We start from the raw sequence: 14,338 nt of genomic DNA, 5'->3' as shown, positions 1-14,338 counted from the left end.
TTCAACCTGTAAAGTAGTATGCCTGGTAGATAGGTAATTTGATGTTGATCTATACCAAAAAGAGGTCCGCTACCCGATCGAAGGGAATGAGATCCCTTTGATCTTCCTGAAAAGTTCCACCGCGTACAAGTCTGTCATTCCCGATACGAAATCCAATACCGATTGGATCTTTGAATAAGTATCGGTGTTTTTAGTGAGGAACTGTTTAGGAATCAGTGCAATGAGCTTTTCGTGGTATTTCGATTCATTGTTGAGGTAGGCCGGAACGAACTCTTCCAATATTCCGCCCATTACTTTATAACCTGCAATTTCGATCTGTACCACCGATGAATAGTTATAAATTTTCTTCACGGAAACCTCCGCGATCTTTTTCATCGCTGCCTGGTAAGGTTCGTCGATGCCATCGATCAGGCTGCGGTTCATTTCGCCGGCAAGGATGGCTTCCTGTTCGTTAAAAAACAGCACCGAGCATAGCTGAATCAGCGTGTTGATCGATCGTGCACGAAGGAGGCTGATGCGTGCGTCATCGTCGTCGATATCCGCCAGCCGCGATTTAATCTTAGCATCGCCGCAAAGCGGGAGCAGCAGCTCTTCTACTTCCTGGTAAGAGAGGATCTTGAGCCGGTGAGCGTCCTCGAGGTCGATGATGTTGTAACAGATATCATCCGCCGCCTCTACCAGGTAAACCAGTGGATGGCGTTTATAACTGAGCGGGTCGTCTGTCACTTTTTTCATACCTAACTCTGTAGCGACACGTTCAAACCCGGCCTGTTCCGACTGGAAGAACCCGTACTTTTTCCGGTGAAGTAACTTTTTGTCATGACCAGCCTGCGATGCACACGGGTATTTCGCGATCGACGCAAGTGTGGAATAAGTTAACGCAAAGCTGCCATATCCTTTTCCCGCATAGGGATGTGTTAGGATCCGGAAAGCATTGGCATTCCCTTCGAAATGCGTCAGGTCAGACCACTGTGCCCCGGTTACCTGGTCACGGTAGACCTTCCCTTCTGATTTATTGAAGTAATAAGAGATCGCCGCTTCGCCTGAATGACCGAAGGCCGGGTTCCCAAGATCATGCGCCAGGCAGCCGGCAGCTACGATATTCCCGATCTCGCTGATCAGCGGGAGGCGCCGGTCTAACGATGGATTATTTTCGCGCAGCTTATTGTAAAAGATGCGGCCCAATGACCGGCCGACGCTGGCTACTTCCAGGCTGTGTGTTAGCCGGTTGTGTACGAATATGCTGCCGGGTAACGGAAAAACCTGCGTTTTGTTCTGTAATCTCCGGAAAGGGGAGGAGAAGATCAGCCGGTCATAATCGCGCTGAAATTCAGACCGGGCGTCGGTTGTGTTTCCCTGGTATTTTTCCTCGCTTCCCCATCGCTTTGCAGACAGCAGCATTTCCCACTTCATAATGGACCTGATTTAATTGAAGGCCAAAAGTAAGGATAGTTATGAGTGGTCAGGTATCAAAGCTTTATCTTTGACCAATTATTTGAAATTTAACATGCACCAGGAAACATCAGCGGAAGCACTCGAAGTGATCCTCCATAAAGCAAAAACCGCCGCTACGGAGTTAAAGAAAATGTCGGCACGGCAACGTGGCTCCTTTATGCGAACTATCGGCAAAGAGATAGAGCTGCTCGGTGATAAATTGATCCACACCGCTATGGCAGAGTCGCACTTACCGGAGGCGAGGCTGACTGGCGAGCGCGCGCGTACCATCTTTCAGTGGCAGAGTTATGCCAATGCCGCAGAACTGGGCACCTGTCTCGATTTGCGGATCGATACCGCCAATCCCTCGCGCACGCCTCCCAAACCAGATCTCCGCAAAATGCAGGTGCCTATCGGGCCGGTAGCGGTGTTCGGCGCGAGTAATTTTCCTTTCGCATTTTCCACGGCCGGCGGCGATACGGCGTGCGCCGTTGCGGCGGGTTGCCCGGTGATCGTTAAAGCTCATCCCGCGCATCCTAAAACGGCCGCGCTCATGGAACAGGCTATTCTCCGTGCGGTAGAAAAATGCCGTTTCCCGGAAGGGACTTTTGCACAGATATGGGATCCGGGCATCGAAGTCGCCCAGGCCCTGGTATCGCATCCTGTTATTAAAGCGGTGGCTTTTACCGGGTCCTTCACCGGCGGCAAAGCGCTTTTCGACCTCGCCAACCGGCGAAAGGACCCTATTCCTGTATTCGCGGAAATGGGTAGCGTGAACCCTGTATTTATCCTCCCGGGAAAGCTGGGTGCCGATCCTGCAGCACTTGCCCAGCAATTTGCCGCATCGGTAACATTGGGTGTGGGGCAATTTTGCACGAATCCCGGACTGGCTATCGGCATTGAGGGACCGGATCTCGACCAGTTCATCGCTGCGTTAACGCAGCAGGTAAAGGCCGTGGCTCCCGCCAACATGCTTCACGCGGGTATTGCCAGCAACTATCATGCACGAAGATCGCAGGCATTACAGCAACCCGGTGTTGCGGCGCCCGGGATCTCTGACATTACGCCGGCAGAGGGACAGGGGCTTGCAACGGTTGCCGTTACCGATGCCGCCACATTCCTATCGAACCCCGTCCTTCACGAAGAAGTGTTCGGGCCTTTCTCCCTGGTGGTTAAATGCGCCGGTGCGGCGGAAATGCTGGAGATAGCCGGCGCGCTGCAAGGCCAGTTAACGGCGACCTTGCTGGCTACCGCCGGCGACCTCGCCTCTAACGAAGAGCTTATCCACCATGTGCAGGACTTTTGCGGACGTATCATTGTGAATAACTTTCCAACCGGCGTAGACGTAAGCCTGGCCATGCATCATGGCGGCCCTTTCCCTGCTTCTACTGATAGCCGCTTCACTTCGGTCGGCGCGGATGGCATCAGGCGGTTCTCCCGTCCGCTTTGCTTCCAGAACTGGCCCGACGAGTTTTTGCCTGATGAATTAAAGAACGAGAATCCGCTGGATCTCTGGCGGGTGATCAACAATGAAACTACCTTAGAACCGGTCAAATCTTAATTACTTCCGAATGCCAGAAAAGAAGATCGTTTCGCTCCTTGCCGCAGGCACCGAGATCGTTTATGCACTGGGTAAAGGAGACGCCCTGGTAGGACGGTCCCATGAATGCGATTTCCCGTCCGAAGCGCTTGTATTGCCCGCCTGCTCTTCCGTTAAATTTGCACCGGATCTCAGCAGCACGGAGATTGACCGCAAAGTAAAAGAGATCCTAACAGAAGCGTTATCGATCTATACCGTGGATAAAGAGATGATCAGGCAACTATCGCCTGATGTGATCATCACCCAAACGCAATGCGAAGTATGTGCCGTAAGCCTTAAGGATGTGGAAGATGCGCTTGGTTCCCTGCTGGATAAAAACGCGGAGATCATTTCGCTTTCCCCCAATTTGCTTGGCGATATATTTGCCGACATCAGGAATATTGCCCGTCAGCTCAACGTGCCGGAAAAGGGCGAAGAAGTGATCGAATCATTAGAAGAGCGGATCGATCTTATCCGTCATAAATTGAAGTTCATTACAGAGAGACCTGACGTGTTCGTGGTGGAATGGTTGTCGCCCCTAATGGTCGCCGGCAACTGGACCCCGGAATTGGTGGAGATCGCAGGTGGCGTGCCCATCATGGCGGAGAAGGGCAGGCACTCGCCGTTTATCGATTATGAATCGCTGCGCGCCGCGGATCCCGATATCATCGTGGTATCGCCTTGCGGGTTCTCCATCGAACGGACGATGTCAGAGATCAGCCTGCTGCTGGAGCTCCCCGGTTGGAACGCGCTGAAGGCGATTAAAAACAATCGCTTTTACATTGCGGACGGGAATCATTATTTCAACCGCTCGGGACCACGGATCGTGGATACCATCGAGATCCTGGCCGAGATCATTAACCCGAAACAATTCATTTTTGGGTACGAGGGCGCAGGCTGGCTCAAGTTTGAAGTTTAAAAAGTAATAAACTGGTTGATCTGCTGGTTAGTGAACCGGAGAGTATCTTCCATAAAGAGGTTGCCGTGTTCATCCAGTTCTTTATGTATGGCAGGTATGTGAATGCGAAGCGGCATCACATGCATGCCTACGTAATGACAAACTCCTGTGAAGTGATCGATCCCCCTGATATTGCCATATTTCCCCGAGGAAATGCCGGTAAGTGCGGCCTTTTTCCCGTAAAAACTTTCGGGAAACTTACAGGCGTCTATGAAGGTTTTTAATATGCCGGGGAAGCTTCCGTTATATTCCGGTATCACGAACAGGAACTTGGTGGTAGCGGTTACCTGGTCCTGGACCGGCTGAAATTCCGCGCTTCTTTTGCCATATAAATCGCTGCTGATCAGGTTATGGGGAAGTGAAGTAAGCGAGAGCACGTTCGTTTCTATACCCAGCTCCGCCAGCCTCTTTTGGTAGTATCGGGTGAGCTTAAGCGTAAAGCTTTCTTCTCTATTGGTAGCAGCCAATAATGTGATCATTGTGGATAATATGTGTAAAACGAGCTAACAGCCCCCCCGGTTAATTGTTTAAAGTTCGTATCTTAGCGATTGGTAAAAAGCGCCTTGAACGCTGTAAAAGTAGCGGCTTTCTTTTGCCCGGAAGTGCCTGTTTTGCGCTTTTATATCACACGTTTGTAATTATATCCAAAGAATGAGTAAGATCATCGCAATAGCTAATCAGAAGGGTGGTGTTGGTAAAACGACGTCGTCAATTAATCTTGCCGCCAGTCTCGCCGTACTTGAATTCAGAACTTTGCTGGTCGACGCGGATCCGCAGGCTAATTCGACCTCCGGTATTGGCTTCGATCCGCGGAACATACAGGCAAGTATCTATGAATGTATCATCAACGGGATCGACCCGCGCGAAGCGATTCAAAAAACAGATACTCCGAACCTCGACCTGTTGCCTGCACACATCGACCTGGTGGGCGCGGAGATCGAAATGATCAACCTGGACACCAGGGAATATAAAATGAAGGCGGTGCTTGACAAGGTACGTGACGATTATGACTTTATCATTATCGATTGCTCCCCGTCGCTGGGCCTTATTACCATCAACGCGCTTACGTCCGCTAATTCGGTGATCATCCCGGTACAGTGTGAGTACTTCGCTTTAGAAGGATTGGGCAAGCTGCTCAATACCATCAAGATCGTGCAAAACCGCCTTAATCCTGAACTGGAGATCGAGGGCATCCTGCTTACTATGTACGATGTGCGTTTGCGCCTTTCCAACCAGGTAGTGGAAGAGGTGAAAACTCATTTCCAGGACCTGGTATTCGATACCATCATCCAGCGAAACACCCGCCTGAGCGAAGCGCCGAGTTACGGCGTTTCCGTGATCATGCACGACGCCAATTGCAAAGGAGCCATCAATTACCTGAACCTCGCGAGGGAGATCATCCGTAACAACGGAATGACCAGGGAAGAAGAGGCCGTAACTCAAGCTACCGTTTAATAAATGACGTATCAGAAGAAAACAGGGTTAGGCAGGGGATTAGGAGCGTTGCTCGATGATACCGACAAGCAAAATACCCGTCCGGGAGCCCTCGCAGCGAACGAAGGCCCAGCGCCCGGCTCCATCAGCCATGTGCTGGTAAGCCAGGTGGAGGTAAACCCGTTCCAGCCGCGTACCGCATTTGACCAACTGGCACTGCAGGAACTTTCTGACTCGATAAAACTGCAGGGACTGATCCAGCCGATCACCGTGCGTAAAACCGGCCCCTCGGCTTTCCAGATCATTTCCGGCGAAAGAAGGTTCCGTGCCTCCAGGATGGCAGGGCTCACCGAGGTGCCGGCCTATATCCGTACGGCCAATGACCAGCAGATGCTGGAAATGGCGCTTATCGAAAACATCCAGCGCGAAAACCTTAACGCCATCGAAGTGGCGCTCAGCTTTCAGCGAATGATTGACGAGTGTAAGCTGAAACAGGAGGAGCTCGGGGATCGCGTAAGCAAAAACCGCTCAACCGTAACCAATTATCTCAGGTTACTTAAGCTGCCGCCTGCGATACAGGTTTCTGTACGCGATAATAATATCTCCATGGGGCACGCCAAGGCACTGCTCGGTCTCGAGGGATCAGACAAACAGTTGTATGTACACCGCGAGATCCTGTCCAGGAACCTTTCCGTCCGCAAAGCGGAAGAACTGGTGCGCGCGCTCCAGCAATCCGGAAAAGTACCATCCGAAAGTAAGAAAACGCCCGCGATGACGTTTCAGTACCAAAAGGTTCAGGATGACCTTGCCTCTAAATTTGCCACAAGGGTAAAGCTGAAGATGCAAAGCCAGGGGAAAGGAGCGATTGAGATTCCTTTCGTTTCCGACGACGACCTGAACCGCATCCTTGAATTGCTGGACTGGTAATGCGCATTTTTTTTTTCATAGCGATCCTGCTGTTTGCCTCGCACGGATATTCACAAACAAACCCAACTATGGTGAAGGGAGATTCGTCGATGCGCAATCCCGGAACCAAACCTAATATCCCCGACAGCTCGGCGGCGAGTAGAAAGGCGACGGCAAAGAAATCGTCCGGGGTCGTGAAAGATTCCGCCCGGCTTGCCATAGAAAAAATGCCTTCTACCGCTTTGAAAAGGTCGCTGATGATTCCTGGCTGGGGGCAGCTTTATAACATCCAGATCCGCAAAGGAAAAAAACAGCCGTTCAGGTATATCAAGATCCCCGCAATTTATGGCGGGTACGTGGCCCTTGGACTAATCTATAATTACGACCAGTACTGGTATCGCAAAACATTGCACGAGCTCCAGTACAGGCTGGCGAACTCGGATCAGAAACGGGACCCCGACCTGTTCGTAATTACCCAGCGATCGTCGCTGATCTCGGTTAAAGACAATTTTCGGCGCGATCGCGACCTTTGTATCCTGGGCTTCCTGTTCTTTCATACGATACAGTCCATCGAAGCTTATACTGACGCCAAGCTCTTTCGTTATGATATCGGCGACAACCTGTCGATGAAGATCGCGCCTTCTGTTATACAAAATGGCCCGCCCACCCAGGGCTTTTCGTTAAATACGCCCGCTCCGGCAATGAAGCTCAGCTTATCCTTTAAATGACGTTGCCCAATCGTTGAAAAACGCTAATTTAGCGGGATGGTGAGTGGTTATCAGGGATCAGTACCTATCCCTTTTATACCCCGGGCCTGATACTAAACCAGCAATCAAACTGATCACTGAAAACTGAAAACTATATGAACATCGTCCTCCTCGGCTACGGAAAAATGGGCCGCATTATCGAGCAGTTTGCCGTTGACCGTGGACACCAGGTGATATTAAAGATCGACGCTTTTAACCAGGACCAGCTTACCCGCGAAAATCTCGCGAAGGCGGATGTGGCGATCGAATTCAGTACGCCCGATTCTGTCCTGCCGAATATCGACGCCTGTTTTAATGCGGGTTTGCCTGTTGTGGTGGGTACCACCGGCTGGTATGGGCGTTTGCAGGAGGTAAAAAACAATTGCGGGAGGAGTAACAGCGCGTTACTCTACGCATCTAACTTCAGTGTTGGCGTAAATATTCTCTTTTTTGTGAATAAAGTACTCGCAAAACTGATGAACAGGTATGGCCAGTATGATGTGCAGGTGGAAGAGATCCACCATACGCAAAAGCTGGATGCGCCGAGCGGGACCGCGATTACGCTGGCGGAAGGGATCGTTGACGAACTGGAACGTAAAACCGAATGGATAAACGAAGTGGCGGGTACGCAGAGCGATATGGTAAGCACGCCAAACCAGTTGCTGATCGAGTCGCATCGCCTTGAGGATGTACCCGGAACGCATACCATTATTTACAGTTCGGAAGTGGACGATATCGAGCTTAAACACACCGCACACAGCCGCGCCGGTTTTGCGTTGGGCGCTGTGCTTGCAGCCGAGTGGCTCGCGGGTAAAAAGGGTTTTTACTCCGTAAAAGATATGTTTGATTTTAAAGTGTAATAAGTTAACGGTTGTTGGTTTGAAGTTCAGCGTCGGGCCCGTAACGATTAATGGGAATTATGGCGATTTGATTATGCGGTTAGACATCAAACCTTTAACTTTCAACCTTTAACCTGAGCAAGCAATAAATAAAAGAAGATCATGAGTTGGAAATTCTGGAAAAAGAATTCAGATAAAAAGAAGCCCGCTAAAAAGAAAAGCGCAGCAAGAGAGTGGGTAGACGCCATCGTTTTCGCGGTGGTAGCGGCAACGCTTATTCGGGGCCTGTTCATCGAAGCCTATACGATTCCTACAGGTTCCATGGAGAAATCGTTACTGATAGGCGATTTTCTTTTTGTAAGCAAAGTAAATTATGGTGCACGTATGCCCATTACACCGGTGGCGTTTCCTTTCGCACATCATACTATGCCTTTAACCGGTACCAAGGCCTATTGGGACGGCATTCAGTGGAAATACCGCCGCCTGCCTGGCTTGAGCGAGATTAAAAGAGGAGACGTAGTGGTGTTTAACTACCCGGAGGGCGATACGGTGGTAGTGGAAACCCAGGAGTCGGCCAGCTATTATCAGTTGGTGCGGCAGATGGGCAGGGCCGTTACCCGCGGCAACCCCGGTTATACCTTTGTAGAGCGCCCGGTTGATAAGCGGGAAAATTACATCAAACGCTGTGTGGGAATTGCTGGCGATACCCTGAGGATCATTAATGCACAGATCTATTTGAACGGACAGGCGTTCGAAGATTCCAAAACAAGCCAGAACGAGTACCTGGTTACTACAGATGGTACCGATTTTAACCGGGTTACCCTGGAGGAAATGGGCATCGTAGCCACGGCAATATCAACTACCGAGTATGGTATGAAGCTCACCCGGGAACAAAGCGAACTGATTAAAACCTGGGGCAATGTGAAGTCGGTGACTAAGCAGAACAAACAACCCGGTCAATATGAAAGCGCGGTTTTCCCGCATAACGCGAAATATAACTGGAACGAGGATAACTTCGGCCCGCTGATCATTCCTAAAAAGGGCTGGACGGTGAAACTTGACAGTACCACCCTGCCGATTTATAAGCGTGCCATACAGGTTTACGAGGGTAATAAGTGGGAAGAGCGGGGTACGGACGTGTACATTAACGGCGTAAAGGCCACGTCCTACACCTTTAAGATGAATTATTACTGGATGATGGGCGATAACCGCGACGACTCCCTGGATTCCCGTTTCTGGGGTTTTGTGCCCGAAGATCACGTGGTTGGAAAGGCCTTGTTCGTATGGATGAGCTGGAACGAAAGCGGATCTTTCTTTAGCAAGATCAGGTGGAACCGGATCTTTATGGGCATACACTAGTGAGTTAAAGGCCCGAAGCTTTTAGCTTTACCCTTCCAGCTTTTGAATGTTGAATTTTTCAGCAAGGGTATTAAGATCAGATACGACGGCGTCCACCAGCGGGATGCCGTTTTTTTTGCGGTCATGTGCTGCCTGGAGTTCAGGTTCGCCGGGTATGATCAGCGGTTGAAGCGGGTCGATGGGTTTTGCCGCTTTAAACCGGTCGATCCACTGATCGATGTGGTGGTGAAATTCTGCTACCGGCCTGAAGCCATCTACACGCATGGCGCCCAGGAAATGCCCGATTCCCTTTCCCGGGAGGTCGGGTAGGGGATCGATAAAAGAAACAAAGGGGGGAACCCAAGGGCCATAATTCGCACCGGAGAGCACGGCCGATAAAATATCGACCGTAGCGCCAAGCCCGAATCCTTTATGGCTGCCGTGCTCGCGGTCGCTGCCAAGCGGTAGTAACGAGCCCCCCGATTTTAGCGCGTGGGCGTCTGTACTGCTTTCGCCGCCGGCAGTTTGTACCCAGCCCCCCGGCAAGGGATCGTTCTTCCGCTGTGCGATCTCCAGTTTGCCGTTTGCGGCAGCCGAAGTTGCCATATCTACTACCACCGGCGGATGATTGCCGGCAGGGAAAGCATAGCAGATGGGATTGGTACCCAACAACCGTTCGGTGGTAAAGGTAGGAGCCACCAGCGGGCTTGCATTTGTCATGGCCATGCCGATCATTTGCCGCTCCGCAGCCATCAGCGCATGATAACCGGCGATACCGAAGTGGTTGGAGTTCCTGACCGCCACCCAGCCGGAACCATAAACCGACGCTTTTTCAATGGCCAGGTTCATAGCGAAGGGAGCTATTACCAGTCCTAACCCGCTATCTCCGTCGACCGTGGCCGTGGTCGGGGTTTCATGTACTATCGTGATGTCGGGCGTGGCATTGATCCGGCCTTTTTCCCATAGCCGGACGTATCCGGCCAGGCGCGCCACCCCGTGTGAATCGATTCCGCGAAGATCTGCGCGCAGCAGCACATCGGCGGCAAGCGAAGCATGCGCCTCACTGCAGCCAATTTGAAGGAATATGCTGGTGGTAAAGCTACGGAGATTATTTTCGCTGAAAAGGGCAGATCCTGCAGGCATGTGTCAGCTTAAGATAGTAAACTTGAAGTCTAACGGCTCTAAGTGTTTCACCAGTTCGCTGATCAGTTCGGGGCCATGCTTCACGTAGAACGGTGCGAAATTCGCTTTACGTTCCTGCAATCCCCCTTGGGGAAAGAGTTTTTCGCGGATAGCGGCAATTTGAGATAAGGCCGTATGGTTATTTCTTTTCTCTGCCTTTACCAGTTTTTTTTCCAGGTTTTGTATGGCGCGACCAAGACGGGCCTTTACCGCCTGCGCACTGGGCGCCAGGGTCGGGTCTACTTTCGCAGCGCGGAAACTGATCTTTTCAAAAACCGCTTCCAATTCAGCCCATTCGCCGGTAAGGCTCAAGTCGTTTTTAGTGTGTTTTCGCACCCACTCTTTTTCAAGCAATACAGGATTAGTAAACAGGTCTTCGAAACAAAGGTCGAGCCGTGTAAGCTTTATGGCCATTTCCTCATCAGCCAGCATGGCTGAATTCCTGAGGATAAGTACGGGGAAGCGTGTGTCGTAAAAATCGAAGTTCTTTTTCAGCTGCAGCCAGTAAACTATTTCCGCACCGCCGCCCACGTAAGCGATATTTGGCAGGATCATTTCCTGGTAGAGCGGTCGCAGGATCACGTTCGGGCTGAAACGTTCCGGATGCGCGCTTATTTCGTGTCGAAGCTCTTCGGGGGTAAAACGAACGTCGGAGTTAAGTACATAGTAGGTGCCGTTCTCGAGTACCAGCCGTTCGCGCAAACCATCAGCCAGGTAGAAGAAATTGATTTCGCGTGCGTTTACCTGGGTTTGGAATCCCGTTTGCTGCAATGCCTCGCTGCTTGCGGTGATCTGCCGGTAACTATTTTGTTCGAATATGTCCTGCGCGATAACCGGAGCGAACCGTTTCTTGAGCCTGGTATCGTCGGCATCGATCACCACCAGCCCATAATCCCCGAACAATGCGTTTACGAGATAACGGGTGGCATCGGCCAGGTTTTCGTTCCGCGTGTAGGCGTCGGTTACCAGTTTCGCCAGGTCGGCTGCATGTCCCGAGAGGCCGAGCATCCCGGTGTATGACTTTAGCGTGCCTGCCATCGTAGCCGTATTCATGCGCCCCGTAGCGCCTTTTGCGCCGGTCTCCCATGATAACAGCTGGCCGTCCACGTAAGTATGGTTGATTTCCGCGAAATCGTGATCTTCCGTAGCCATCCAATAAACAGGCACGAAATGTTTCCCGGGGTCGGCCTTCTTCAGCTGGTTGGCAAGGTTAATTGCCGTAACGATCTTGAAGATGAAATAAAGCGGACCGGTAAATATATTCAGCTGGTGGCCGGTGGTAACGGTGAAGGTGTTTTCATTGGCCAGCGAGCGGATATTTGCCAATACCTTTTCCCCTGCGGGACGACCGGCGGCGGCCACTTTTTCATACTGTTCCAACAATACTTTTGCCAGCAGTTCCCGGTCCCCGGTGAAATTTCTGTTTTCGGCGGCGGCTTTCAAGCCGGCCAGGGTAGGCGGGTATGCCTGGAAAGGTTCGAGTTTTTCATCCCGGTTAAGATAACGGATCACGGCGGGGGAGAAGGAGCCGGTCGAGCGATAATCTATACAGCTGGATTTCATTCGGGAACGAAAATAGGCGAAATAACTTAATTCAGACGGGGAGCTATTTTATTTGACAATTTGTCCATAAAGGTCAAAATCCTCGGCGCGCCCGATCTGTACCTGTACAAAAGTTCCTGGTGTGGCGTATTGTTTGCTGGCGTCGATCAAAACTTCATTATCAACCTCCGGTGAGTCGAATTCCGTTCTCCCGGCGAGAAAACCACCTTCCTGGCGATCGATAAGTACCTTTACGATCTGGCCGATCTTCTCCTGGTTGATCTCGTACGAAATTTCTTGCTGTACCTGCATGATCTCTTCCACGCGCTTTTCTTTTACTTCTTCGGGTACGTCGTCTACCAGCTGGTGCGCATGCGTTTTCTCTTCATGCGAATAAGTGAAACAGCCGAGCCGGTCGAAACGTGACATTTCAACCCAGTCGCGCATCTCGTTAAAATCCTGTTCCGTTTCGCCGGGATACCCGCAGATCAGGGTGGTCCGCAGGGCGATGCCGGGCACCTTGTCACGGATCGTATTTACGAGGTCGATGGTTTTTTGTTTGGTGATACCCCGGCGCATCGATTTCAGCATCGGGTCGCTGATATGCTGCAGCGGCATATCGAGGTACTTGCAGATATTCTCGCGTTCGTTCATTACGTCGAGGATCTCCAGGGGAAAACCGGACGGGTACGCATACTGCAGCCTTATCCAATCGATCCCGGCAACGTCCGAAAGGCGTCGCAGTAATTCGTCGAGGTTACGTTTTCCATAGGTATCGAGCCCGTAGTAGGTAAGGTCCTGTGCAATCAGGATAAGCTCTTTGGTGCCACTCGCGGCTAACAAGGAAGCTTGTTTTACGAGATCCTCCATCGGTGTGGACACGTGTTTCCCGCGCATGAGCGGAATAGCGCAAAAAGAACAGGGCCGGTTACAGCCTTCGGCGATCTTAAAATACGCATAATGCGAAGGAGTAGTAAGCATGCGTTCGCCAACCAGTTCGTGCCGGTAGTTCACGCCTACCGATGCGAGCAGGTTTTGAAGATCATTGGTGCCGAAATAGGCATCCACATTGGTGATCTCCGCTTCCAATTCCGGTTTATATCTTTCAGAAAGGCAGCCGGTTACGATCACTTTACCCACTTTTCCCCGCTCTTTCAGCTCACTGTACTGCAGGATGGTGTCTATGGATTCCTGTTTGGCATTATCGATAAACCCGCAAGTATTGATCACTACGATATCGTTCTTTCCAACTTGCCCCGATTCATGGACCACATCCATGTTCCCGCTGCGCAATTGTCCCATCAGCACCTCCGAATCGTAGATGTTTTTTGAGCAGCCCAGGGTGATCACATTCACCTTTGGCTTTGCCGGCGCTTCGTTAAATATCGTTTTCGTCTTCAATGTCAATTATTTAAATAGCGATTCCACAAAAGCTTTCCTGTCAAACAGCTGCAGGTGGTCCATGGCTTCTCCCACGCCGATATACTTTACGGGGATCTTAAATTCGTCGGAGATGCCGATCACCACGCCGCCCTTGGCCGTTCCGTCCAGTTTAGTAAGGGCCAGGGCGTTCACATCTGTCGCCTGGGTAAATTGCCGGCATTGCTCTACCGCATTTTGGCCGGTAGAGGCGTCGAGGACCAACAATATCTCGTGCGGCGCTCCCGGAACTACTTTTTGCATTACATTTTTGATCTTAGTGAGCTCATTCATCAGCGCCACCTTGTTATGTAAGCGCCCCGCGGTATCTATAATGGCTACATCATCGCCGTTGGCGACGGCAGACTGAAGCGTATCGAACGCTACCGAGGCAGGATCAGACCCCATGGCTTGCGCCACCACCCGTACCTTTACGCGTTCTCCCCAGAGTTTCAGCTGGTCGACCGCCGCGGCACGGAAGGTATCCGCTGCGCCAAGCACCACATTGCTCCCCGCCTGCTTTAGCTTATGAGCCAGTTTCCCGATGGTGGTGGTTTTCCCTACTCCGTTTACGCCCACTACCATGATCACGTAAGGTTTATAGTTGCCGTACTCGAAGGTCTGGAAGTCGTTGCTGTTGTTCTCCGCGAGCAGCTCCCGGATCTCGTCGCGCAGGATGCCGTTCAGCTCAGAGGTGTTCAGGTATTTGTCGCGGGCAACACGCTCTTCGATTCGTTTAATGATCTTTAGCGTGGTATTTACGCCTACATCCGACGTTACCAGGATCTCCTCCAGCTCGTCGAGCACTTCATCGTCAACCGTCGATTTTCCCGCTACCGCTTTCGTGATCCTGGAAAACAGGCCTTCACGGGTTTTTTCCGTGCCCTTATCAAGGGCTTCCTGCTCCTGTACGGTGTTCTCTTTTCTTTTGAAAAAATCAAATAGACCCATGATGGTAATG

General features: G+C 51.3%; 13 protein-coding genes. 7 read left to right on the top strand and 6 right to left on the bottom strand.

Annotation, left to right across the window (positions count from 1 at the left end; all coding sequences use genetic code 11):
* Nucleotides 1–69 precede the first annotated feature (69 nt).
* Nucleotides 70–1,413: a deoxyguanosinetriphosphate triphosphohydrolase gene (locus GS398_RS17035; protein ID WP_202406113.1), complete on the bottom strand. Its 1,344-nt coding sequence runs from the start codon at nucleotides 1,411–1,413 to the stop codon at nucleotides 70–72.
* 94 nt (nucleotides 1,414–1,507) lie between these two features.
* On the opposite strand from GS398_RS17035, the gene GS398_RS17030 reads away from it, so the two are divergent.
* Both GS398_RS17030 and GS398_RS17025 read left to right on the top strand, forming a co-directional pair.
* Nucleotides 1,508–2,995 carry an aldehyde dehydrogenase (NADP(+)) gene (locus GS398_RS17030; protein ID WP_160908020.1) on the top strand — a complete coding sequence of 496 codons (1,488 nt, stop codon included), beginning with the start codon at nucleotides 1,508–1,510 and terminating at the stop codon, nucleotides 2,993–2,995.
* A 10-nt stretch (nucleotides 2,996–3,005) separates the two neighbouring features.
* On the top strand, nucleotides 3,006–3,932 hold the full coding sequence (locus tag GS398_RS17025; protein ID WP_160908019.1) for a cobalamin-binding protein: 927 nt from the start codon (nucleotides 3,006–3,008) through the stop codon (nucleotides 3,930–3,932).
* Here GS398_RS17025 and GS398_RS17020 read toward each other — a convergent pair.
* Nucleotides 3,929–4,450, bottom strand: coding sequence for an NADPH-dependent FMN reductase (locus GS398_RS17020; protein WP_160908018.1), 522 nt, complete (start codon nucleotides 4,448–4,450; stop codon nucleotides 3,929–3,931). The genes GS398_RS17025 and GS398_RS17020 overlap by 4 nt on opposite strands.
* Nucleotides 4,451–4,622: 172 nt before the next feature.
* Between GS398_RS17020 and GS398_RS17015 the strand changes: the two genes are divergently transcribed.
* The 5 genes from GS398_RS17015 (at nucleotide 4,623) to lepB (ending at nucleotide 9,255) form a co-directional block, all read left to right on the top strand.
* Nucleotides 4,623–5,426 (top strand): ParA family protein, encoded by an 804-nt coding sequence (locus GS398_RS17015; protein WP_160908017.1) that lies wholly within the window; start codon nucleotides 4,623–4,625, stop codon nucleotides 5,424–5,426.
* Nucleotides 5,427–5,429: 3 nt separating this feature from the next.
* Entirely contained in the window at nucleotides 5,430–6,332 is a 903-nt protein-coding gene (locus GS398_RS17010) for a ParB/RepB/Spo0J family partition protein (RefSeq protein WP_160908016.1), read from the top strand.
* A 68-nt stretch (nucleotides 6,333–6,400) separates the two neighbouring features.
* The gene (locus GS398_RS17005) at nucleotides 6,401–7,039 is read left to right on the top strand and encodes a DUF5683 domain-containing protein (protein ID WP_160908015.1); all 639 of its coding nucleotides are present in this window, start codon (nucleotides 6,401–6,403) and stop codon (nucleotides 7,037–7,039) included.
* 134 nt (nucleotides 7,040–7,173) lie between these two features.
* Nucleotides 7,174–7,917, top strand: coding sequence for a 4-hydroxy-tetrahydrodipicolinate reductase (gene dapB / locus GS398_RS17000; protein WP_160908014.1), 744 nt, complete (start codon nucleotides 7,174–7,176; stop codon nucleotides 7,915–7,917).
* Nucleotides 7,918–8,058: 141 nt separating this feature from the next.
* Complete coding sequence (gene lepB / locus GS398_RS16995; protein WP_160908013.1) at nucleotides 8,059–9,255, top strand: signal peptidase I; 1,197 nt, start codon at nucleotides 8,059–8,061, stop codon at nucleotides 9,253–9,255.
* 27 nt (nucleotides 9,256–9,282) lie between these two features.
* On the opposite strand, the gene GS398_RS16990 is transcribed toward lepB, so the two are convergent.
* The 4 genes from GS398_RS16990 to ftsY are packed head-to-tail and all read right to left on the bottom strand — an operon-like array spanning nucleotide 9,283 to nucleotide 14,328.
* Nucleotides 9,283–10,377, bottom strand: a complete 1,095-nt coding sequence (locus GS398_RS16990; protein ID WP_160908012.1) for an Ldh family oxidoreductase — start codon at nucleotides 10,375–10,377, stop codon at nucleotides 9,283–9,285.
* Nucleotides 10,378–10,380: 3 nt separating this feature from the next.
* Nucleotides 10,381–11,979: a bacillithiol biosynthesis cysteine-adding enzyme BshC gene (gene bshC, locus GS398_RS16985; RefSeq protein WP_160908011.1), complete on the bottom strand. Its 1,599-nt coding sequence runs from the start codon at nucleotides 11,977–11,979 to the stop codon at nucleotides 10,381–10,383.
* Between the two features lie 48 nt (nucleotides 11,980–12,027).
* A complete protein-coding gene (gene rimO, locus GS398_RS16980) occupies nucleotides 12,028–13,359 on the bottom strand; it encodes a 30S ribosomal protein S12 methylthiotransferase RimO (protein WP_160908010.1) in 1,332 nt (443 codons plus the stop codon).
* A 6-nt stretch (nucleotides 13,360–13,365) separates the two neighbouring features.
* A complete protein-coding gene (gene ftsY / locus GS398_RS16975) occupies nucleotides 13,366–14,328 on the bottom strand; it encodes a signal recognition particle-docking protein FtsY (RefSeq protein ID WP_160908009.1) in 963 nt (320 codons plus the stop codon).
* Nucleotides 14,329–14,338: the final 10 nt, after the last annotated feature.

Source organism: Hufsiella ginkgonis (assembly GCF_009834915.1).
GTDB lineage: Bacteria > Bacteroidota > Bacteroidia > Sphingobacteriales > Sphingobacteriaceae > Hufsiella > Hufsiella ginkgonis.
This window is presented reverse-complemented; position numbering and strand designations above follow the sequence as displayed.

Excerpts from the sequence above, each read along its gene's own strand:
- GS398_RS17035 (WP_202406113.1), bottom strand. The coding sequence starts at position 1,413 with ATGAAGTGGGAAATGCTGCTGTCTGCAAAGCGATGGGGAAGCGAGGAA.
- GS398_RS17030 (WP_160908020.1), top strand. The coding sequence starts at position 1,508 with ATGCACCAGGAAACATCAGCGGAAGCACTCGAAGTGATCCTCCATAAA.
- GS398_RS17025 (WP_160908019.1), top strand. The coding sequence starts at position 3,006 with ATGCCAGAAAAGAAGATCGTTTCGCTCCTTGCCGCAGGCACCGAGATC.
- GS398_RS17020 (WP_160908018.1), bottom strand. The coding sequence starts at position 4,450 with ATGATCACATTATTGGCTGCTACCAATAGAGAAGAAAGCTTTACGCTT.
- GS398_RS17015 (WP_160908017.1), top strand. The coding sequence starts at position 4,623 with ATGAGTAAGATCATCGCAATAGCTAATCAGAAGGGTGGTGTTGGTAAA.
- GS398_RS17010 (WP_160908016.1), top strand. The coding sequence starts at position 5,430 with ATGACGTATCAGAAGAAAACAGGGTTAGGCAGGGGATTAGGAGCGTTG.
- GS398_RS17005 (WP_160908015.1), top strand. The coding sequence starts at position 6,401 with ATGGTGAAGGGAGATTCGTCGATGCGCAATCCCGGAACCAAACCTAAT.
- dapB (WP_160908014.1), top strand. The coding sequence starts at position 7,174 with ATGAACATCGTCCTCCTCGGCTACGGAAAAATGGGCCGCATTATCGAG.
- lepB (WP_160908013.1), top strand. The coding sequence starts at position 8,059 with ATGAGTTGGAAATTCTGGAAAAAGAATTCAGATAAAAAGAAGCCCGCT.
- GS398_RS16990 (WP_160908012.1), bottom strand. The coding sequence starts at position 10,377 with ATGCCTGCAGGATCTGCCCTTTTCAGCGAAAATAATCTCCGTAGCTTT.
- bshC (WP_160908011.1), bottom strand. The coding sequence starts at position 11,979 with ATGAAATCCAGCTGTATAGATTATCGCTCGACCGGCTCCTTCTCCCCC.
- ftsY (WP_160908009.1), bottom strand. The coding sequence starts at position 14,328 with ATGGGTCTATTTGATTTTTTCAAAAGAAAAGAGAACACCGTACAGGAG.